This window comes from Mycoplasmopsis columbinasalis (genome assembly GCF_900660705.1).
Taxonomy (GTDB): domain Bacteria; phylum Bacillota_I; class Bacilli_A; order Mycoplasmatales; family Metamycoplasmataceae; genus Mycoplasmopsis; species Mycoplasmopsis columbinasalis.
On the sequence record NZ_LR215043.1, the window covers coordinates 1 to 19,695 of the forward strand.

The following is a 19,695-nucleotide window of genomic DNA, read 5'->3' on the forward strand; positions in this document are numbered from 1 at the left end:
TTGGCGTTCGCATTCCGTTTACACCAAGCTGGTTTTGCAAGCAAACTTCACATAATTACTATCACAGGCTTTGGTAAAGTTAATGATTTTGCTGTACTCGAAGAAGACCAAAGCAACAAATTTGTAACTTATAACGGTACACCTGCAAACATACTTCCAAGTCAAGCTATTACTCAACCCCAAAACTTTAGTTTGATGACACCAACAGGACCATATACTCCTAACCCCGCATTTTACGAGCTTGTTACACCCCCAAGATTAACTGCTGACGACACAACTGGAACTGTGACTTACATTCAAACATTGCGAGCTAAAAACACTGATCTAACTCTTGATCTTAAAAAAGAACTCACTGGTTTTCAAAATACAACTGACCTTGAATTTAACACAATTTTAGGTGCGCTCCAAGTTGTAGCGCCTGCTTACCAAAATACATTGCCATCTTTAGCACTTAATAGTGCTCAGAGTGAAGGTATCTTTAAAGTCTTTAATTTGGTTGATGCTAACACTAACCAACCTTTTGACCAGAGTCATTATGGCCTTAGTGGCTTTACCTTTAACCTTAGTAATTTCGTAGCCAATGATGCCACTGGCCAAGTTGAATTTGTCTTGGAAGTAAGCAAAAATGGCCGCGTGCAAACTAAAGTGCAAAGTCTGACTACTTTCTTAACTACCGCAGCCTACCACGCCCAACTTGACCAAGCTAACCAAGCAAATAGTGCTGCTTTGACAACTTTTAGTCAACAAGTAATTTTTGACCAAGTATTTGCAAATTTAAGTACTAATGCTACATACAAGGGCACAAGACCAAAAAACACAATTCTCGCAACACAAGTAAATTTCAATACGGATGTGCAGTTGTATCAACTCAACACACAACCATTCAACCTACCTGCAAACTATGAATTAGTACTTGAACGCACAGACTATGATCGTGTTAGAAGTATTGTCATTTACCACGTGAAATTACACGACCGCGTAAATAATTTGACATCTGCTGTTAAACAAATTACCCTAGCTGATGACTTCGGCGCTGACATAATTACTGAGTGAATACCGAAAATCAATTATGCTAAACTAACACTAGATCATGCAAATGAAATAGTTGAGCATGGCGGTTATACAAACTATTTACCTTCAGCTTTTGTGAAGTTGTTGACACCCGCACAACAACACAAGGCTATCGTCCGCAAGATGTTTTACTTGTTACTCAAACAGAAAATGGCACCGAACAATTACTTGAAAGCCAACATTTGCGTGATCTTGGTATTCATATTAACTTTGATCGCTGAACCAATATCAATGACCAAGCAGGTACTTTAACAGCGGTAATTAGTTTAAAAATCGGTGCTAAATCACACAAAGTCGAGTTTAATTTCAATGGTTTTCTTTCTGCACCCGTGCTAATGGAAACGTTTGTCCAAAAAGTGCGTTATGCTTCCTTTAAACCTGGGGCATTACCACAACTTTTAAGTCAAAATAATACGTTCTTTTCGCCACATAATTTTATCGATTTAATAAATAATCATCAGGGAGAACAGGGTTATCGTTCTGAGGATCTTGTTACAGTTACAGAGTTACAAACTAACGGCGAAGAATTATTGAATTCACCTGAGTTTGCAAGAAACGGTGGCGTTATTACGATTAAAAATTACACTACCAGTGGCAATTCAACTACAGGGTTAGAAGCCACAGTTGAACTCAAACTTGGCACGTTACATCGTGAAGTTTTATTGCCACTTTCTTTAACACAAAGTGATTGAGAAGTTATTCAACGTGGACAATTTGAACATTTGTCAACTAGAATTTATTATTTAAATCCAATTAATTTTAATATTGGTAGAGTAGCCATTGGTTACGATTGGCGTGAACCAAATCGACCAATAGAGGATCATCGCGCTTGGTTACCAACAGAATTTGCGCGTGAATACAATTCAAGACTTGATAGTCCAGAAGATTGAGTTAAATATTTATTTTTCTTAGGTGAAGAAGATATAACGAGAGCAGAAGATGATAAAAATCTACTTACTAATTCTAATTTAAAAGCGGCAGGAATTGTGATTTCTATAGTTAATTTCGAAAATGCTAATAACGAAACAGGAACACTAGACGTAGTAATAGAATTGCGTGTCGGTTCAAATACTAAGAGATTTACTTTCACTATTGACCGTTTTAGAATTTCTGACGACGCAATTAAGAAAATCGTCAAATCATGAGTTAGTTTAACTGCTAATTTCACTGCGGAAGAAAAACAACAAATTAGTTTCGAGGATGCTTATTACAACCATCGCGATAAATGAACTTTAAGAATTAGAAAAATTGATGCTGAAGGTACTGAAAGTTTCGAAGATATAATTAACCCTTGAAAAAATTATGAATATTGAAACGTATATGAAAGAATTTTTCTTTACCCTGATTTAAAACCTAATTGAGACACCCAAAATCTTTCTCTTGTCGTTACACCAAGTGAATACTATCGCGATGTAGCAACTTGATCTCAACCGAGATTTGCAGACGAGGAATTTGCCAAAACATTTGTTTTTGCCGAAAACTAAACATTTTTATTATTAAACTTTGGTAATTTAAAGCACACATAACAGTGTGCTTTTTATTGTTTTCAAATGAAAAAGTTTAAAATTTTATTTTTTAATGAGTTTAATAAAAATTTAATGTCACTGAAGAACACTAACAAAAGATTGTTTAGTCTTGAATAAAAAACACCTCGAGTTATCGAGGTGAAATATTTATGTTCAAGTTAGAAAGTAACACATTGATTTGACTTAAATTTTCATTTCCTTCAAATACACTCAGAATGCATCTAACATTTTCTTACCAGTATGATAATCGATGTTCGTTCTTGTTGAATCAAACTTACCATAAATTACATATGAAGAAATAAAGTCTTTACCGTAATTAGTTTTATTTGATGAATTTTCATTAGGAGCTATGCCGTAATAACCGTTGGCCGCTCCAAATCACCAGTGGTCTGCGACATCAGGTTCAGCACCTCTACCAAGACTTCAGTAACCAAATTGGTAGTAACCAATTTCACGATTTTTGTAAATACTCGTTCGTTCGGCAAAATATTTTACTGAATATCTTACATATGCAGGTACAGCTCTTGTAGCTTTTTCTAAAGCAGTTTCAAAACCATCGTGGAGAACTTTAAATAAAATTTTAAACCACAAACCTGATGTGTAACTTTCTGATGCTGTTGCGTTTCAGTAAAAAATTGCTGCCAAACGCTTAATCGCTTTGAAAGGTTCAGAGTTATTATGGATATTCCGGTATCAAACTCACTGCTCTTTATTTCTCTGAATATCATAAACATATTCTGTAAAGATATTTTTAAAGAGTGAGAAGATAATACGTCCTATTGCCCCACCTAAAATCGAAACTACACTCTTTATTGAAGTAGGATCGAACGTAATATTGAATTTTGATAAAGTCTTATTAGTTTCTGCTGTTGGTGGTGTAAATAAAATGCTAAAAATGCCTTGATTTTGATTTGCTGGACTTGCTTCAAACAACAAATTAAGCATGCGTGTAAAGACTCGACCAGGAATTTTTTCAAAAATTCGTTCAAAGAATGATGTCGCATTATCAAGCGTTTTTAAATCTATTTCGTAATTTTTGATATCTTTTTTCACCTTAACATTACTAATCTTACTTAGTAAAATGTCAATCAAGGCCGCTGTTAGATTTTCTATTACAACACCACTTTGATTCCTAATTAAGACGTCAGCTCGAAGGAAACGCTTTTTGAGAATTTCGATTGCACTCGAAGCAAAACTACTTAAAACTGAAGCAGTGCCACTGGCGCGTTTGTCAGCTAGTAAACCTTGATAGAAATGTCAAAGAAATGCCTGAATTGTATCTACTGCTGATGAAATTTTGTTAATATCGCTAAATCCTTTAGTTGACAGTTTCGCAACCAATACTTTTGCAGCCAGAGTGCGAATAGCTTGATTATTAATTATAGCTGTAAAAACTTTAATGGTGTTTTCGCTGCCAAGATGCCCAAAGAAATTACTAATCATAACGTTAATTAAGTTCTCAAATGTAATGTTTGCCGCCACATTTGGAACATATTCATAATCACCAGTTGTTAAAGATTTTGTATTTATAATTTCTCAGAAAGTTTGCAATGTTTCGTTCATTTGACTATCAGTAAATATACTTACTAATAAGTTCTCAATTTCTGCTGCGCTAAAACTTATGTTGGCTTGGTTGTCAGCAACCAATTTCGAAAGTCCTGGCAGTAGAGCTTCGACAATTTTAAAGTCAGTAATCAAACGTCGCACATCCGCTGGTCGTTTTTGCAGTTGACTTAACACAAGTTTGCCATAGTTAGCGAAGCTTCTTGAAAGTAAACCTCTATCTCGAAGTGGGAATAATTTGAACCACCTATAAATTTGATCAACGCCGACTGGAAAGGCGGTAGGTTCAGCTGCTTGTGCTCTGGTTTCAGTTTGAGTTTTGTTAAAAGCGCTAACTGTTCCATTGGCAAGCATTTCGAAAAATTGATCTTTAAAAATTAAGAATAATTGATGCGGCGCTGCTGAATTTAAAGTTGGAAAGAAGAAAAGATCGTCACTTGATTCTGCAGCTAATTTTTTAAGTTGTGCTGTAACAGGAATGCCGTAGTAATGTGGAAAACCAACCAACACTGCATAAAATAATTTTTTAAAGAACTCAGTATGTCAGTCTAAGAGTTGAGGGAAATCGTTGCTGAAGAACTTGTACAATTTACTATTTTTATAGTTGCCAGCAGCTATTGTAGTTGTTCAGTCAATTTTGTTAGTGTTCTCCGGTTTGATGCCACCTTGAAAAATTGTGATGAAAGCTTTTTGTAAAGTTCATCATTTTTTTCTCTCGCTGTCAGTATTGATGGTGTATTGACCAAAGTCAACAACGATAATTTGAAGTAACGAATCAATGAAGTGTGGTCTGTATCGAATTAAATCATTAATAAATTGATTAATTTCTTGTCCTGAAAAGTTTTCTGCGATGACTTGTTTAAGAATTGGCGGCAACGCATTAACAAGCATTGTACCTAACGAATTCTCCTGACGTTGCGCCATTGTGTGGAGCAAGAGTTTGAACAAATTAGTTAAAATCCGACCAAAGTTATCACTGGTTTCTGCGTTGGTTGCTCAGAAATGTGTTAAACCAAGCACAAATTCGTCAAATAAATTATTTTTGTTTTTGTTAAACATAAATTCTTGCACAAAAGCTGTCACAAAATCAGCATTAGTTTTACCTTCCAAGCTCACGGTTTGAATGTAAAGTTCGAGTGCATGATCGAAAATTGGCACACTGTTGTCAAATGATTCTAAGTGATCAAGCACAATGTTACTAAAGTCTCTAATAGTTTGCTGGTATGTAGCAATTGTGTTTTGATCTAAGTTAAGAGTTTGCGATGTGATGAGTGAGTAGTTCAACGCATCGTAAATCTTATTGTTTAACATAGCACGAAGTAATGGATTTTTCGTTGCACTAAAAATGAGTTCTTTTGTTTTGGCGATAAAGTTTTGCCGGTCAGTTTGATTTCTAAGTGCGGTGGCAAGGTCAAAATTAAAGTTAATAGCATTGCCATTCCGTGCAGCCAAACTAAGTGGTTGGTAACCATTAGGATGTGCAAAGAAAAATAATTCAAGTAAATAATTAAGGTATTCACGAATCTGTGGCGTGGCCAAGAAGACTGTGGCAAAGTTATATAAATCAGTGTAACTAAGCACACCATTGGTACCTAAGAAGTTTGCCAAAAGCGGTTTAAAGTCAAGTGGCAAGAAGGTTGTAAAGTTATCTTCACGGAGAAGCACTTTACCAACCTCGATAAATTTCGCTCACATTTCATCGTCTTGGAAGATCGTATCTTTAATTAGTAAGACTAAATCACCATAAGTTTTGAGGACAGGTTGATGCTCTTGACGTTGTATTGCCAGTGTTTTGTAGTTAGCAATAATCTTTTTGAATAGTTGCTCAATGAAAGCAAAAATAGTTTCGTTAGCAAGTAAGTATTTTAGTTTAGCACTAATTTCTAGGCGTAAGCGTTCTCTTTGTTCACTTGTTACAGGTTGATTATTAGCTTGTTGACGCTGCAATTGCGCCGCCACTAAAGCGTTGACAATTAAGTCGCTCAAACTATTTTGTTTATCTGGACCCGAACTATTGTCAATAGTATTTTTGAGAATTTGCAACAAAATGTTGAAGACATTCACTCTTGGCGGGTTGCTAATGTACTCACGGAAGAGACCATCTAAAATTTCGACAAAGGTAAGTTCGCCACCTTCAAAAGTGAATTTATTAGTCATAAAGTAGTTTGCCAAACCACTAAATTCAAATTCTTCGTCAGGGCCCAGCGTGTTGGCGTACTCGCCAAAACTGCTCACAAAGGCTTCAACAAGGTTGTAGAAGCGAGTGTCTTTGGTGAATCAATTCACAATTCAGGCTAACGCATTTTTCAGTTCGCTTTGGTCGATGTTAGCTTGGTAAGCAGTTGGGAAAAATGCTATGACAACCTGGGCAATCTTTTGTTGGGTTGAACGTAATTTAAGTAATTCGTCGAATCATCCTTTAATATAGCCTTGTAGTGCAACTGCGTGTTGTGAACTACCCTGGCCAGAAAGTTCAAGTGCAATTGCTTTAAGAATGCGTGAAAACTTAAATTCCTGATTGTTATCAATAACATCAAAATGGTAAGCATCAACTAAAGTACGTGGTAACACTCTTAAAATTTCGCGACCGTTAGTTGAGTTGAAGAATAAATTAAGTAATTCTCCACGATAATTTGCATCAAAGATGCTGCTAAGAGGAATTCGTGTCACAGTGCCGATGCTAATTTTATTAAGCAGTTGGTCTAACCACGAGCTAATACTTGGTAAACGAAGAAAAGCATCGAAGTTTACATACAAGGTATCTAAGAAGTCTAATTGGTGACCATTGTAAGTGATTGAATTAGCAACTATCATATCTTGTAAAGTTGCCATTACTAGTTTAATTAGTCGTGCCAAGGTGTTATTTTTAATTTCGCCAGGAGTTGCGGCAAATGAGTCTAAAGGTGCGTGTCAAAGCACACGAGCAAGAGTGCTGTTTGGATCTTGAGCAAATTGTTTAATGGCAACAAACACAAGTTGGAACATTTGTTGAAAGTGTTCGCTGCCGATAAAACTTGCTAAGTTGTCAGTAATTAATTTTATGTTTGATGGCGAAACTTCTTGCTTAAACATTTGAACTAGTGAAACAAATGGTGAAGTTGGAGGATCAATGTTTCCTTGCAACTTGGTCATGTATTGTTGCATAAAGAAGGTAGCTAACTGCGTCAAGTAGTTAGAATTATTAGCCAACAAGCCTTCAATGTGGGTTGGTTGCAATACATTCAAAATGTCGTTGAAAATAAATGCGTTTTGTTGGTATGTTGTAAATTCCGACTTAAAGGCCGTTGCAAAAATTGCGCCTATGTCATTATTTGTGTGCTCTAAGTTTACTAGTGCTTTTTCGTAACCCTGTTCTAAAGCACGGTTAAGCAATGGCGCATTAACTAATTGAGTTGCTAAGTCAGCTATGGCTTGTTTTATCTGAGCATAATTTGCATTTGCTTGACGTGAACCATTTTCGAACAATAAGTCAGTTTTAGTTTCTAAGACCTCTACCATCACAAAGTCAAGTACTTGCCCAATAAAATTCTTGTTTGTAAGAACAACAGTAAGCAGTTGTTTGGTAATTGCTTAGAAAAGTGCGCTTGAGTTTTGACCTTGTTGGTTGTGAGCTAAGAAGAGTGGTCTAAAGTCAAAAGTAAATTTGGTGTTAGCTGGTTCTTGCTCAGCATAAGTTACAGGCACAAACATTTGTAAGTTTCTTGTTAAGGTAGATTTAAAGTGCGCAATTACTGTTCTTGCAACTTTAGTGTCAGTGCTAAAGAAGTCTTTAACAATAGTTAGCGCGGTGTTAGCATCAATATATCTATTGAAAGCAGAGTGTAAATGTGCAACTTGAGAATCGTATCAACGAGTGAAAATTAATTTTGCCGCATATTCATCCAAAACATTTTTGAACGCCGCGAACAGAGTATCTGTTTTAGCAAACACAAAGTTTTTCAACATCAATGCTAAATTGAACACACTTGTTGGTGTTGCCACTACTGATGGTTTAGTCTGGAAGAATGCACTGAAAAGTTTGTGGGCTGATTCTTGTAAAAGTAATTCGCGTCACAAAATAAGGTCATAACTAATGTTTTCTTTGTCAGGAGCAAAGAAAGTGGCAATTGGTTTGAGAGCTAATTCGGCTAATTTTGAATCTAACTTAGTGAGTATTGCGAGCACAAAAGTAGCTTTCGTTTGCGCATCAGCTGCATTTGGTGAACTTGCGTCAAAGAAGGCAGCAATAATTGTGCTAAGTCAATTTTCAAATTTTTGCGCAAAACTTTGTGAAGTTACTGCTGTTTCAGTATTAGAACTATGCGCAAGTTGAACTTCAACTTGGTATGTTCTGGTCACGAATTTATCAAAGTCAAAGTTACCCTGAATTAAATCACGAATGTTAGCAAGTAGAAAGACTGCTGGTAATTGTTCAACTTCACCACTAGCTTTTTGATAAGTACCAAGTGCCGCTTGTAAGATGTAAACAAATGTATTTTGCATCCTATTTTCTTGTTCAGGCGAAAGTTTATGCGCAAGCGGAATTAATTGGTAAAGTTTTGGTACTAAATTGGTAAGAATAGTTGTATCAGCAAAAAGTTTTTTCGTAAAGTTTATTAAGTTCGCAGTTAAAGCAGGTAAATCAGTAGCATATGGCGCTTGCTTAAGACCCAAGTTGTGCTCGATTCAGTCCAAAATTATTGTAGAGATTGAAATCTCGGTGTCTTTTGCTGTGTGGTAAGCTACGGCTTTATTGCGAAAGACAAATAAGTTGTGTGAAAGTTTAGTTAAGTCGGCAACACCAAGATTTTTAATAACCTTAAAGATTAAATCAGCATCAAAGAAACGCGCTAGGTCAGGAACCTGGGTTACAAGTATATGATCAATAACTTTATGGACTAGTTCAGAATTAATTGGTTGCGCTTGCACAAAGTTTAAAAGGCTAGTTCAGAAATTAGTTTCTGTACGGAGCGCAGTAGGTGAATCATCTGTAAGCAATTCAAACAATTCTCATCAATTTTGTGCTGCTAAAATCTTGGTTTTTATTTCAGCATTGTTGTTAGCAGTTTTGTTAAAGACTAAACTAACAAAACTTAAGATAAATTTAGAGGTTGCTTGATTTTGCATTAAGTCACTATAAAACTTGCTTAAGGTATTGCTATCTAACCCTAATTTTTGTACTTGTTGGGCGCCAAATCAATTAGTGAAGGTGTCAGTAAGTTTAGTGCCTACTTTGTCACGATAATTAACTAAATAAAGTAACACATTCGTAAGCATTTGGTCAAGTTTGTACCCACGGCCGCCTGCTAAAACTTTGTTAACTTGGTCATTAACTAACAGACTCTTGGTTAAGGTGAAAATGTGTTGGTTGAGCACATCCCCACTAAGATAACGACTTGCAAAGTTAGCAACAAAATCGCTAAAGCTTAGTTGAATTTCAAGGTTATTATTGAGATTTTGACTTTCATTTCAAGCGAAAAATTCGTCAACAAAGTTATCTAAAAGTTGTGTTTGTTTAAGAAAATCGTTTGCCAGACTCAACAATAGTTGGAAGTTAGCATAAATTTGAGTTTTGTTGAGTGAGTTAATTAGTTGACTTGGCAAACTAGAAATTGAAATTTCGTTTGGTAGTGTGTTAACTAAATTATCTAAAGTTGAGTGCAATAACTGTTTCACTAGTGGTGCTAGTGAAGTTTTTTCTCGGAAAAGTCAACTACTTGCTAGGTTTGCAAAATTAAAGTTTTTAACGAAATTAGTGTTCGATTCGCGAATGAAAATATTACGCAAGAAGTTGGTTAACAATTCGTTACCTTGTTGACTATTTAGTGCGTAAATTAGAATATTAAGGAAAGTTTTTTGGAAGAAATTGCCGCTAAAGTGTGGTAAGAGTTGGCTTAAACTTTGTGAAATAGTATTAGTAATTGGTTTTTGAGCCAAAATGTAATTAATTGTTCGATTCAAGAAGGATGTTGTTGCGTTGTGTACTTCCGCTTTATCAAGAATACGAATAATTATGTCGCTTAAATTATAGTGTTTGTAAGTTTCTTCAAATTCATTAGCACTATTGAAACCAGCTTCAATGAGAGCATTTAATAAGTTAGAGAATTCGTCAGTGTGAGTTAAGTTATCTCAGTAACGGAAAATATCTGCTGTGTCAATGTAACCAAACGAATTTGTTGTTGCTAATTCAGCCAGTTGGCCAACAAATTTTTGTTGGAATGGTGAAGATGAGTTAGCAAATAAGTTAAGCATAATTTGTGAAAGTACAGCTTTTGAATTCGCAGTTTGCAAGCTTTGGTTTTTAAAGATGTTTGCCACTAAATCTGCTAAGAAATAATAAATGTTTGAATCGACAAAATCATTAGTTACAGTGGTAATAATCTTAGTAAAGTCAAAGTTGGCAAATGAACCTAGTTCAGTGAAATTGTGAATAAATAAGTTGGCAACTTTGTTACTTAAACCAAAGTTTGCAATTGTAGTCACAATTGAAGAGTAAACATCTTTTAAAAATTGGTCAAAGTTCACTGTAAACACACCAAATTTCATTCATTCTTTAACAAGTGAATTTACAGTGGTCAAAATGCTTTGTTTAACGTTTTTGTTAAGCAACAAGTCATCAACAATTAACTTATCAAGTATGGAACTGATTTTACGACGATTCTTTACCAAAAAGTCTTTGATAAAGGTGTAAACGTTAACAGTAGGTGAATCTTTTTGGTAATTCATCGCATCAGTAATGAGTGCTTGTAAAAGTTCTTGAAGCGACTCACTCGCGAAGAAAGCATCAATAATATGAAGAAATAGTTTTTGGTCAATTTCAACGTTGTTTTTTGTTGCTAAGTTGGTAATGAGATTAGTGATGTGCGCTTTGATTGTTGGCTCACTAACAATAATGTGTGCTAACTCACCAGCAAACGAAGTCAATTGACGTCAAGCGGTTTGGTTTTCACTAAAAATGTGGCCAAAAAGTTCAACTAAATTTGTTGCGTTGCTGATTTGACTAATGTCTTTGCTAAATAAAACATCAACTGCAGTTTGCACAAATGCGCGGAAAGCTTGTGATTGAACCAAATTTGTTGTAAGTGTCTTTGTGCTTTGGTCATCAAGGGCTAAAACACGCTGCAAGTATTTGCTTGCTTGTTGTGTCAAAATAGAATTTTGGTCACTTAAAATTTGTGTCAATAAAGCTGCTAAACCATCTCTTTCAACATACAAACGACTATTGCCCAACACTTTAATTAACAGAGTTTTAAGCGTTGTTTGATTTAGTTTTTTGTTGGCATCAACAAAAACTAGATTTTTCGCGAAAAAGTCTACAATAAAGGCTTTAAAATCAAATGTTTGATTTTGAGGAATTGCTAAAAAGGCCTCAATAAATGCTGGAGTGAAATTAGTTATCAAACCAAAGTCAGCAACTAAATTTGGTATTTCTAAATAAAGCGCTTTTAAAAATGACTGAATGTTAGTTTGTCGCAAGAAAGTTAGGCTTGTGTTTGTTGAACTAGTTAGATATTCAGTAGCTAAGTTAGTCACAGCAGTTACCAACTCTTGATTTTCTGAATTGTCATTAAAGAAAGAAAGAATTAGGGCTTGAGCATTGTTGCTAATAAATTCTTTGGCTTGCGGAGTAGTAAATCAAGTTTTGAGTAAAGCAGCAAAATCAAAGTACTTGCTAAGATCTAATTTTGCAGCTGTGTCTGTAACAAAGGCATTTTGGACAAAGTGACTAAGTAAAATTCTAAAGTTTTTACTTACTAAAAGTTGTTTTGTTAACGCTTTAACAAGAGAGTAGACACTTTGTGAAGTTACTCTTTCGGCCAAGAATCCTAATTTATCTTGCATCAATAAAACAAAGTTTGGTAACTCACTTACATCTGAGACGAAAGTTTTTAACTTTGTGAATAATGCTTCATTAGTTTCTAAATCGCTTAAGGTTGCTTTAAATAATTCTGTTAAACTGTCATAACTTTGGTTGTTTTCAGGCAAGAACATTTGGTTGAGTAAAGCCACAATTAATTCGTGTGCTGAGTCCAAGTTTAAAATTTCGTTAAGTAACTCATTGGTTTGTTGCGTTGTTAAAACGTTATTGTTGTTTAACGAACTAAAAATTTGTTGGAGTTGGGCAACAACTGGTGAAGTAGGATGAGTTAATAAATTCAAAATTATTGTCTTGAATTCAGGAGTATATTTGCGAATATTACTATCAGATAAAAGTTTTTGGAGCGCGCTAACTAAAAGTTTGTTTGTATCTGCGAATCTAAATTGTGCTTTGAAATAATTTGTGAGAAAGTCGACAACTGAAAAATTATCTTGTGTGACAAAAGCTTCAAGCACTTGGTTAACCAAATCACCAATGATATTCAAATTATGTTGAAACTCAACAAATGCAGTTTTAAGGTCATTTAGTAAAGAGTTCAATCTAATTGGCGCAATATCTTCTGTAAGATAAGCAGGAATATAAGACTTAATTATGTTTCGAATTGTGATTCAAGTGTCTTGATTTTCTAATAAATCAGTGGTTAATTGTTGCAGTGTTTGTGCTAGACGTGTGCGCACCTGTGGTGCTTTGATTCAATTCTTAAGAACGCTAATTAAATTAAATTTGTCAGCTAAACGCGCATCACGACTAGCAGTTAAACCAACATTAAGAAAGTCACTAACTAAAGTTCGAAAAGCTGGTGATTTAAAGGCAACTCTAACTAAATTCACAAAGAAAGTTGCATCTAACTTGTTGCCTAATTCTGGTATTAGTGAGCTAAGTTTAGTTTCAATTCAAGTTTTGAAAATATCTTGTGTCACTGCTTTTTCAAGTAAGTTAGCAATCGCACTAAACAATTCGCTATTGTCGCCAAGATCACTAAAAATTAGAGCGATTAGTTCGCTTAAGTTATTTTTTTGTGCAAGCGAACGTGCGTCTCATTTGAAAATTTGTTCTACAACTAAAGTAATAACTCGCTCAAATTCCTTGCTGTTGTAAAGAACAGAAAGAGCATTTTTCAACGCTGCAAGATCTTTGATCTTAAGTACAGTTGCAATTTTTGCGCCCAAAGTGTCAAGTAGAAGGTTTTTGAATAAACCATTTGGCATCTGGAAGGCATTAATTAAAATTTGAGCAATTTCAGGTTTGAAGTTTTTTAATTCCTGGCTGCCTAACAAACTCTGAAGAATGCTTATTAATTTACCTTCAGCACTGAAATTACTAAATTCACTTTGAATAAAGTTTTGTAAATAAGTAACAAAATTAAAACTACCGTCATTGTTTTGAATTGCAACAACTAAACGATCAATAAATTTGTTAATTAAATTTCACTCTGGTTGGTCTTGTAATTGGTAAGCAAGATTATAAAGTGCACTAAACAATGCTTTTGCACGTGCAGGTTCAACGTTCGCTAGTAAGTTATCGCTAATTTCACTAGTAATAAAGTCAACAACTTTGTTTTTAACAACGTCTGAATTAATTAATTCAGTAACAAAAGTTTTAACTTTTGCACTTAAAGCTTCGGTATTGTTGTTGGTTGCTCAATTTTTTAAAATTACCAAGAAAGTAAGTTGTTGGTTACCGTCAGCAGTTGAGGCAAAGGCACTTTGAATAAGTTCATCTAAAATTTCACGAAATGCTTGCGAACTAAAGACAAGCGAACTAAGTTCTTTGATGAATGGAAGATCAATTTGTGTTGCTAATAGTGGTACTGATTTTTTAATTGTAGCAAGTACTAATTGGGCAATCGTGTCATCATTCAAGGCGATTTGGACTAATTTATTAGCTGACTCAAACAGAGCATCGTTATGTGACATACCTTGCAAAATAAGTTTAATTAATTCATTAAAGTCTTTAGTTTGACTAATTTGTTCAGGCGTGAGTGCAAAAATCTGGTCAACAACCACAAAGGTAAGGTCAAGAAATTCATTGGTAGTAAGCAATTTGCGAAGCGAATTTTGTAAAGGCGCCGTGTTTTCTACGTCTAAATTAAAAGTTCGAATAGCAACTTCACTTAATTTGCCAGCAAGTATTTTTGCTACTGGTGAAGTTGCACTAGTAAGTAAATTAACTAAAAATTGCTTGTATTCTGGGGCGAATTCACGTAAAGTTTCTGCGCTTAAAAGTTGTTGGGCAATTGTAAAAATTTGACGACTAAGTTTTTCGTCACTAAATAGTTTTTGGGCAATTGTAGTTAATAAGGTGATGATGTTTAATTGTGCTGCGTCAGGATTTTGAGCTAATTCTGCAATTAAATCTTGAATAAAGGTTGTACTAAAGTCAAATTCATTATTAAAAATAAGCACTTGGTCATAAAAAGCAGCAAAAAACTTGTGAAGTCGATCAGCTTCTAAATTTTGACTTAGTGATTGTGGGAATAAGTCAGTCACAATGTTCACAACGGCGGTTTTGACTGTTGGCTTGTGTAAAAAAATTTGCACAAGCGAAGCAAGGTAACTACTGATAAAAGTGTTATTGTCGGCGTTTTTAAATCAATTTCGCAATAACGAAACGTAGTTTAAGTTCTCCTCATCGTTGTCATTAAGAGCATTTTGAACAAAATTACTTACTAAATTGTGTGTTTCTGGTGAATTTAGCAAGTCAGCTAACAATGTTTTGACGGTTTCAAAACTAATAAACTTAGTAATTCGATTGTCATTGAGAGCTTGGGTAAGCAGGTTTTGGATGGTTGGTTGTTTAAGCACTCATTGTGCTAACTCATTAAGTTTTGTAAAGAATGCAGGATTTTTTTCAATGTTAGTGAAAATAACTTTAATTAGTTGGCTAAAGGAAGTAACGTTAAGGTAAGCAGCAGCATCTTGCGCAAACACCTGCGCTAAAATGCTTTCGACTAAATCAGCAAAAACAGGTGCTTTGGTAAATTGTGCTAAAACGTTCTTAACTTCTGTTTGTACCTGCGCAGATAAGTTAAGTTGTGAACTAAGTAAATTGCCAATAGCAGTTACTAACTTTTGATTGAGGTAAAATTTTTCACTATTAATAAGTTGCAAGAAGAAAGTTTTTAATTCACTTTGGTACAAACTAACATTTTCGTTGCTCAAAAGTACTTTGATAAATGTGAGAATGCTTTGTTTAATGTTAGTTGGCGTAAAAATGCTTTGAACTTGCACAAAAGCATTTTCCAGAATTTTTGTGAAGTTAAAGTTAAATTCTCTGGTTTGCCCAAGACTCTTGAAGAAAGAACTAAAGAAAGTTTCAACAAGATTTAAATTTTTCGAAACCTTGCTAAAACCAGCAATGCCATAGTTTAATAGTTGTGTAAACTTAACTTCATCTAAATCAAATTTAAAGTTTTGCAGTACCAATTTAGCAGCAACACGAGCAAACACAGGTTTAAGTTCATCGTCTTTTAAGAAGTCAGTAATAATTGTGCTAAGACTGCTAGTAAGTTTAGCCTGAATTTTTTGGTTACTAAAGAAACTCACGAATAAATCACGGTAAGTTGTTACATTCTCAGCAAAAAGTTGTGGTTGACCAAAAATCAAATCAACAAACTCGACAATGGCGTCTTTGAAAGTTGGATGTGTTAATAGTTTTGTAGCTACCGTAGCAAAATCATTTTTTGTGATAAATTTGCCTAAATTATAAGTATTTAATAACTCAGTGAAAAGGTTAACGCTTTGACGTAACCATTTTTCTGAACCAAGAAAGTTAGTAAGCATCACATCTAAGATGTGTTTAAATTCAGCGCGTGTTGATTCATTGCTTAAAAATGGAATTTGTAATAAGTTTTTTATTAAACTCACATTTCTTGTTTCGTCAAGTACTGCGTTTTTAAAAGCGGTAATAAGATTCTGGAATTTTTGGTCAGCTTTATCAACTGTGCCATCTTGATTTCAGTCAGTAGCAAAAAACGCAGTTTCAGCATCACGTAAAATTGTGGTGAAAAAGTTTTGTTCACGTGCTCAAGTTTTGAATTCACGGAAGTGCGCTAAGTTATTCTTAGTTAAAAAGTCGTAAAGTAAACCATCTGGGTCAAGTTCTCTAAAGAAATTGTTTTGTAAACCAAGGAGAATTGATTCATCTAGAATAATGTTAAGGAAACGATCTTCGTTGATAACACGCGTGTAGTAATTATCACGACTAACTTCGTTAAGATGAGCTTTGATTAAGTCATCGTTGGTAAATAAAAATTGAGTTTTGTCAGTGCCAAACACACGGTCATAAAGTTCATTGTCAGCTTGTTCAAAATCAAGCTGCCTCACATAAAAAGTTGTGTCAGTAAGGTAATTTGCACTAAAGTTTCACTGGTGCTCATTTAAAGCTTGTGTTGAAGCTTCTTTACGGGTTAGTTTAACAAAAATGTCCATTGCCATTTTTTTGTAACCGTAAAATGATGGGTGAATATCAAAAAGCATTGGTGTGAGTTGGTCAAGGTGTTCTTTTCAATATGTTTCATCGTAAACATTTAAAAAGTTAACGCCATTATCTTTGGCAACAGCAGCTATGTTAGTATTTAAAAGTGAAATTAATACACTGCTTACTTCAAATGGTAAATTGATCTTGTTGGCAAGAAACGAATTCATCATTTGACTTAATTGCGCTAGTGGTAGTGGGTATGAAATAAAGTTGATGTTGGCAGTTGGGTTAATGGTTTTTAAATTGTTAATGAACTCAATTTGATTAGCTTTGATGGAATTAATTGCATCTTGGAAAAATTGGCTAACGATACCAACAAGTTGTGAAATGTTAAGTGAATTGTTTAAAATTTGACCAAAAAGTTGACTAAGTGGTAAATCACTTAGTTTTGAAATTAAATAATCTATAACATCATTAGCACCAAGCGTAATTGTAATTAAATTAGCACTTTGCAATTTAGCTAGCAAGTTTACTCTCAAAGCATTTAGATCTGTAGTTTGAAAGTGTGTTTGTAATTCTGCAAGTTGTTTTGGAGTCAGTGAACCAAAATCGTTTTTTAAGATTGTGTTTCACTCAAGTAATCTCGAACTACTTCTACTTAAGTTTTCAAAACTTGCTAAAGCTTCTGGTGCAGCTGTTTGAATAAATTTAGCTAAAAAAGCAGGAAATGAAAGTCCGCTAACTTTACCATCACGCAATTCACCTTGGTAATCTTGTGGAAGTAGAGCAGTAAAACCAGCTGAAATTGAATCACCTAGCGCTATATATCTTACTTGCTTCTCAGTACCAAGTAAATGAACACTGCTAGTTTGTGGTTGGTCACTTTTATCTGCGTCTGCTTTTGATGCAAGATCTTCGCTTGGTTTGCTATCAAGTTGTTCGCTAGAAAAAATATCCTTGTCAAGTGTAGAATCAAGGTCATTTGTAGTTGTGGTTTCAGCTTTAGGTTCAACAGGTTCATTCACCGTAGTAACTTCAGTTGTTTTCGTTTTAATTTGCGTTAACAACGTTGTAGTACCAACAACTCCTGAAGAACCTAAAATCGAAATGATAAGTAATTTTTTAAGTCCAATTTTCATAACAATACCATCTTGTGCATTTGTGTATTAATTAGTACTAATATATTAAATATTTATATATTAATATAAACGTATAAATTATAACTTTGACAGACGCATATTTGCACAAAATAAAAAACTTGAATTTTTGCAGAAAGTCCTATGTTATAGATATATTTACAAAATAACAATTATTTTTAGCTGTTTATTTTGACTTTTTCGCTTAGAAACTAAAGAACAAAAGTAAAAAAGTTTCAAGATAAAGTTTCAAAGTTAGTTTTTAATAGATTTTAAATTTAACCCTATAACATAGACTTAGTCATCAATTTATGGTTTTATTTACCATCTTTGATTTTAAGCAAAATAAAAAAACTACTCAGCTGAGTAGTTTGAAAATTAAGCTGTTATTTTGCAGTGTTGTCAGCAGAATTTTGTGCTGCACTAGCAGCAGCTGGTTGATTATTGTGTTGTGAATTTGCGGCTGCATTAGCTGGTGCAATAGCGTTTTTAAGCACACGTACTCTATCTTTGGTGTAAGGCATTAACGCGATGTAACGAGCTCTTTTAATAGCCATTGCGATTTTTCTTTGGTCTTTTGCACAAGCACCTGTTGTAAGTCTTGGTTTAATTTGACCTGTACCGCTAACATATTTGTTAAGAAATTCTACATCTTTAAAATCAATGTAATTGTATTTAAGTTCACAGATTTCACATCTACGACGTTTACCAAATGAAGATTTTTTATCTTTTCTTTTAATCATTTTTGCTCCTAAGTTTTAACAACTAACTAGGTTAGTTTATCAATGAATTCTTAAAATTCTTCTTCGTCTGAAAAAAGATCATCGAAACGATTTTTTCTAGTTTTGTTATTAGTTTCGTCGTCAGTATCTGCATCAATTTTTGGCAAGCTAAAGTTACCGGTTTTTTTAGCGAAATTAGCTAATTGTGTTTCTGTTTCAAATAAATCATCAACTGCGTCAACGTCATCATCGTTCTTAATTTCAACATTATTATGTGAACTAGTTGGTTGACGAAAGCTAAAATCAGGTACATTTTGGTATGAATTCACCATTTCAGGCATTTCTGGGTTTTCATCTTGTTGAGCAGTTTGATTATTTCAATTATTGTTACGAAATCTTGGCGTATATGAGTTTTGATCACGAAAACTCGCACCTAGTGAGTTACCACCTTGTTGACGTGATCTACGTGCCATCCGCATTTCGCGACTTTCTAACGGATTAATAGTATCAACTGCAACATCAACTGCACGAACCAAGACATTGTTTTTGTCAGTATATTGCGAAGATTGAATAGTTCCTTCGATACTAATCAAATCACCCTTACCTAAATAACGACTTACAAATTCTGCTTGAGTTCTTCATGCGATAACTGGCACAAAATCTGTATTTTCGTTTTGAGTGTTGCCTCTGCGAGTAATCGCGATTGTAAAACGCGCATAAGGAACGCCTGTTGATGTTTGGAAATAACGAACATCATTAGAAATACGACCTACTAAAATAACTCTATTTAAATTCATTTTGATTTCTTTTCTTAATATTGTTGCTGATAAAACTATCTAACGTAATAACTATTTGATTGAAGAATTTTTTAATTTGTAATTTGCTTATTCACTTTTTGGAGTTGCATTTTCTGGTTTGGTAAATTGTCTTGGTTTTTTATATTCTCTACGCTCAAATGGAACTCTGTCACCACTTTGTTGTCCATCACGTTTCACAAAGTGTTTCTTAAATACTTTTCTTTCTTTGCCATAACCTTTTTCAGTATCAAGGTTAACTACAAGATGTTTTCAAATTTCTTTCACTATGTTTGCACGACGCACAAATTCAGCGATTAAATGACTTGGTGATTTAACAAGGAAGTTTAAAAATTGTGCCTTGTGTGAACTATGAATTGGGTATGCTAAATCTGTGATTTGCATTTTTTCAGCTTTTGATACTTGAGCTTGTCCGAAGACATCATTTACTAAGTTGAAACCAACTTTGTCTTCAGCTTTAGGATCAAGGATCAAAATAATTTCATATTTTGACATTTATCTCCTTCTGGACTTTTGAGCTATGAAATAGCTAAGGAGTACTACATTGAATACTCGTGCGTTATTATAAAATAAAACGATTTCTTT

Annotated in this window: 7 protein-coding genes; 2 read left to right on the forward strand and 5 right to left on the reverse strand. The window is 34.2% G+C overall.

The window, feature by feature from the left end; translation table 4 throughout:
- Together EXC55_RS00005 and EXC55_RS00010 are read left to right on the forward strand one after the other, a co-directional pair.
- The coding region (locus EXC55_RS00005; protein ID WP_129622657.1) for a lipoprotein 17-related variable surface protein at positions 1-1,323 on the forward strand (1,323 nt) is incomplete at its 5' end.
- Positions 1,254-2,555, forward strand: a complete 1,302-nt coding sequence (locus EXC55_RS00010) for a lipoprotein 17-related variable surface protein (RefSeq protein WP_129622658.1) — start codon at positions 1,254-1,256, stop codon at positions 2,553-2,555. The genes EXC55_RS00005 and EXC55_RS00010, both read left to right, overlap by 70 nt.
- Positions 2,556-2,780: 225 nt before the next feature.
- On the opposite strand, the gene EXC55_RS00015 is transcribed toward EXC55_RS00010, so the two are convergent.
- The 5 genes from EXC55_RS00015 to EXC55_RS00035 all read right to left on the reverse strand — a co-directional run bounded on the left by EXC55_RS00015 (position 2,781) and on the right by EXC55_RS00035 (position 19,605).
- Positions 2,781-7,658, reverse strand: coding sequence for a hypothetical protein (locus EXC55_RS00015; protein WP_129622659.1), 4,878 nt, complete (start codon positions 7,656-7,658; stop codon positions 2,781-2,783).
- Positions 7,659-7,730: 72 nt separating this feature from the next.
- A complete protein-coding gene (locus EXC55_RS00020) occupies positions 7,731-17,576 on the reverse strand; it encodes an SGNH/GDSL hydrolase family protein (RefSeq protein WP_129622660.1) in 9,846 nt (3,281 codons plus the stop codon).
- Positions 17,577-17,959: 383 nt separating this feature from the next.
- Complete coding sequence (gene rpsR / locus EXC55_RS00025) at positions 17,960-18,316, reverse strand: 30S ribosomal protein S18 (protein ID WP_129622661.1); 357 nt, start codon at positions 18,314-18,316, stop codon at positions 17,960-17,962.
- 50 nt (positions 18,317-18,366) lie between these two features.
- Positions 18,367-19,092 carry a single-stranded DNA-binding protein gene (locus EXC55_RS00030; RefSeq protein WP_129622662.1) on the reverse strand — a complete coding sequence of 242 codons (726 nt, stop codon included), beginning with the start codon at positions 19,090-19,092 and terminating at the stop codon, positions 18,367-18,369.
- 87 nt (positions 19,093-19,179) lie between these two features.
- Positions 19,180-19,605, reverse strand: coding sequence for a 30S ribosomal protein S6 (locus EXC55_RS00035; protein WP_129622663.1), 426 nt, complete (start codon positions 19,603-19,605; stop codon positions 19,180-19,182).
- Positions 19,606-19,695: the final 90 nt, after the last annotated feature.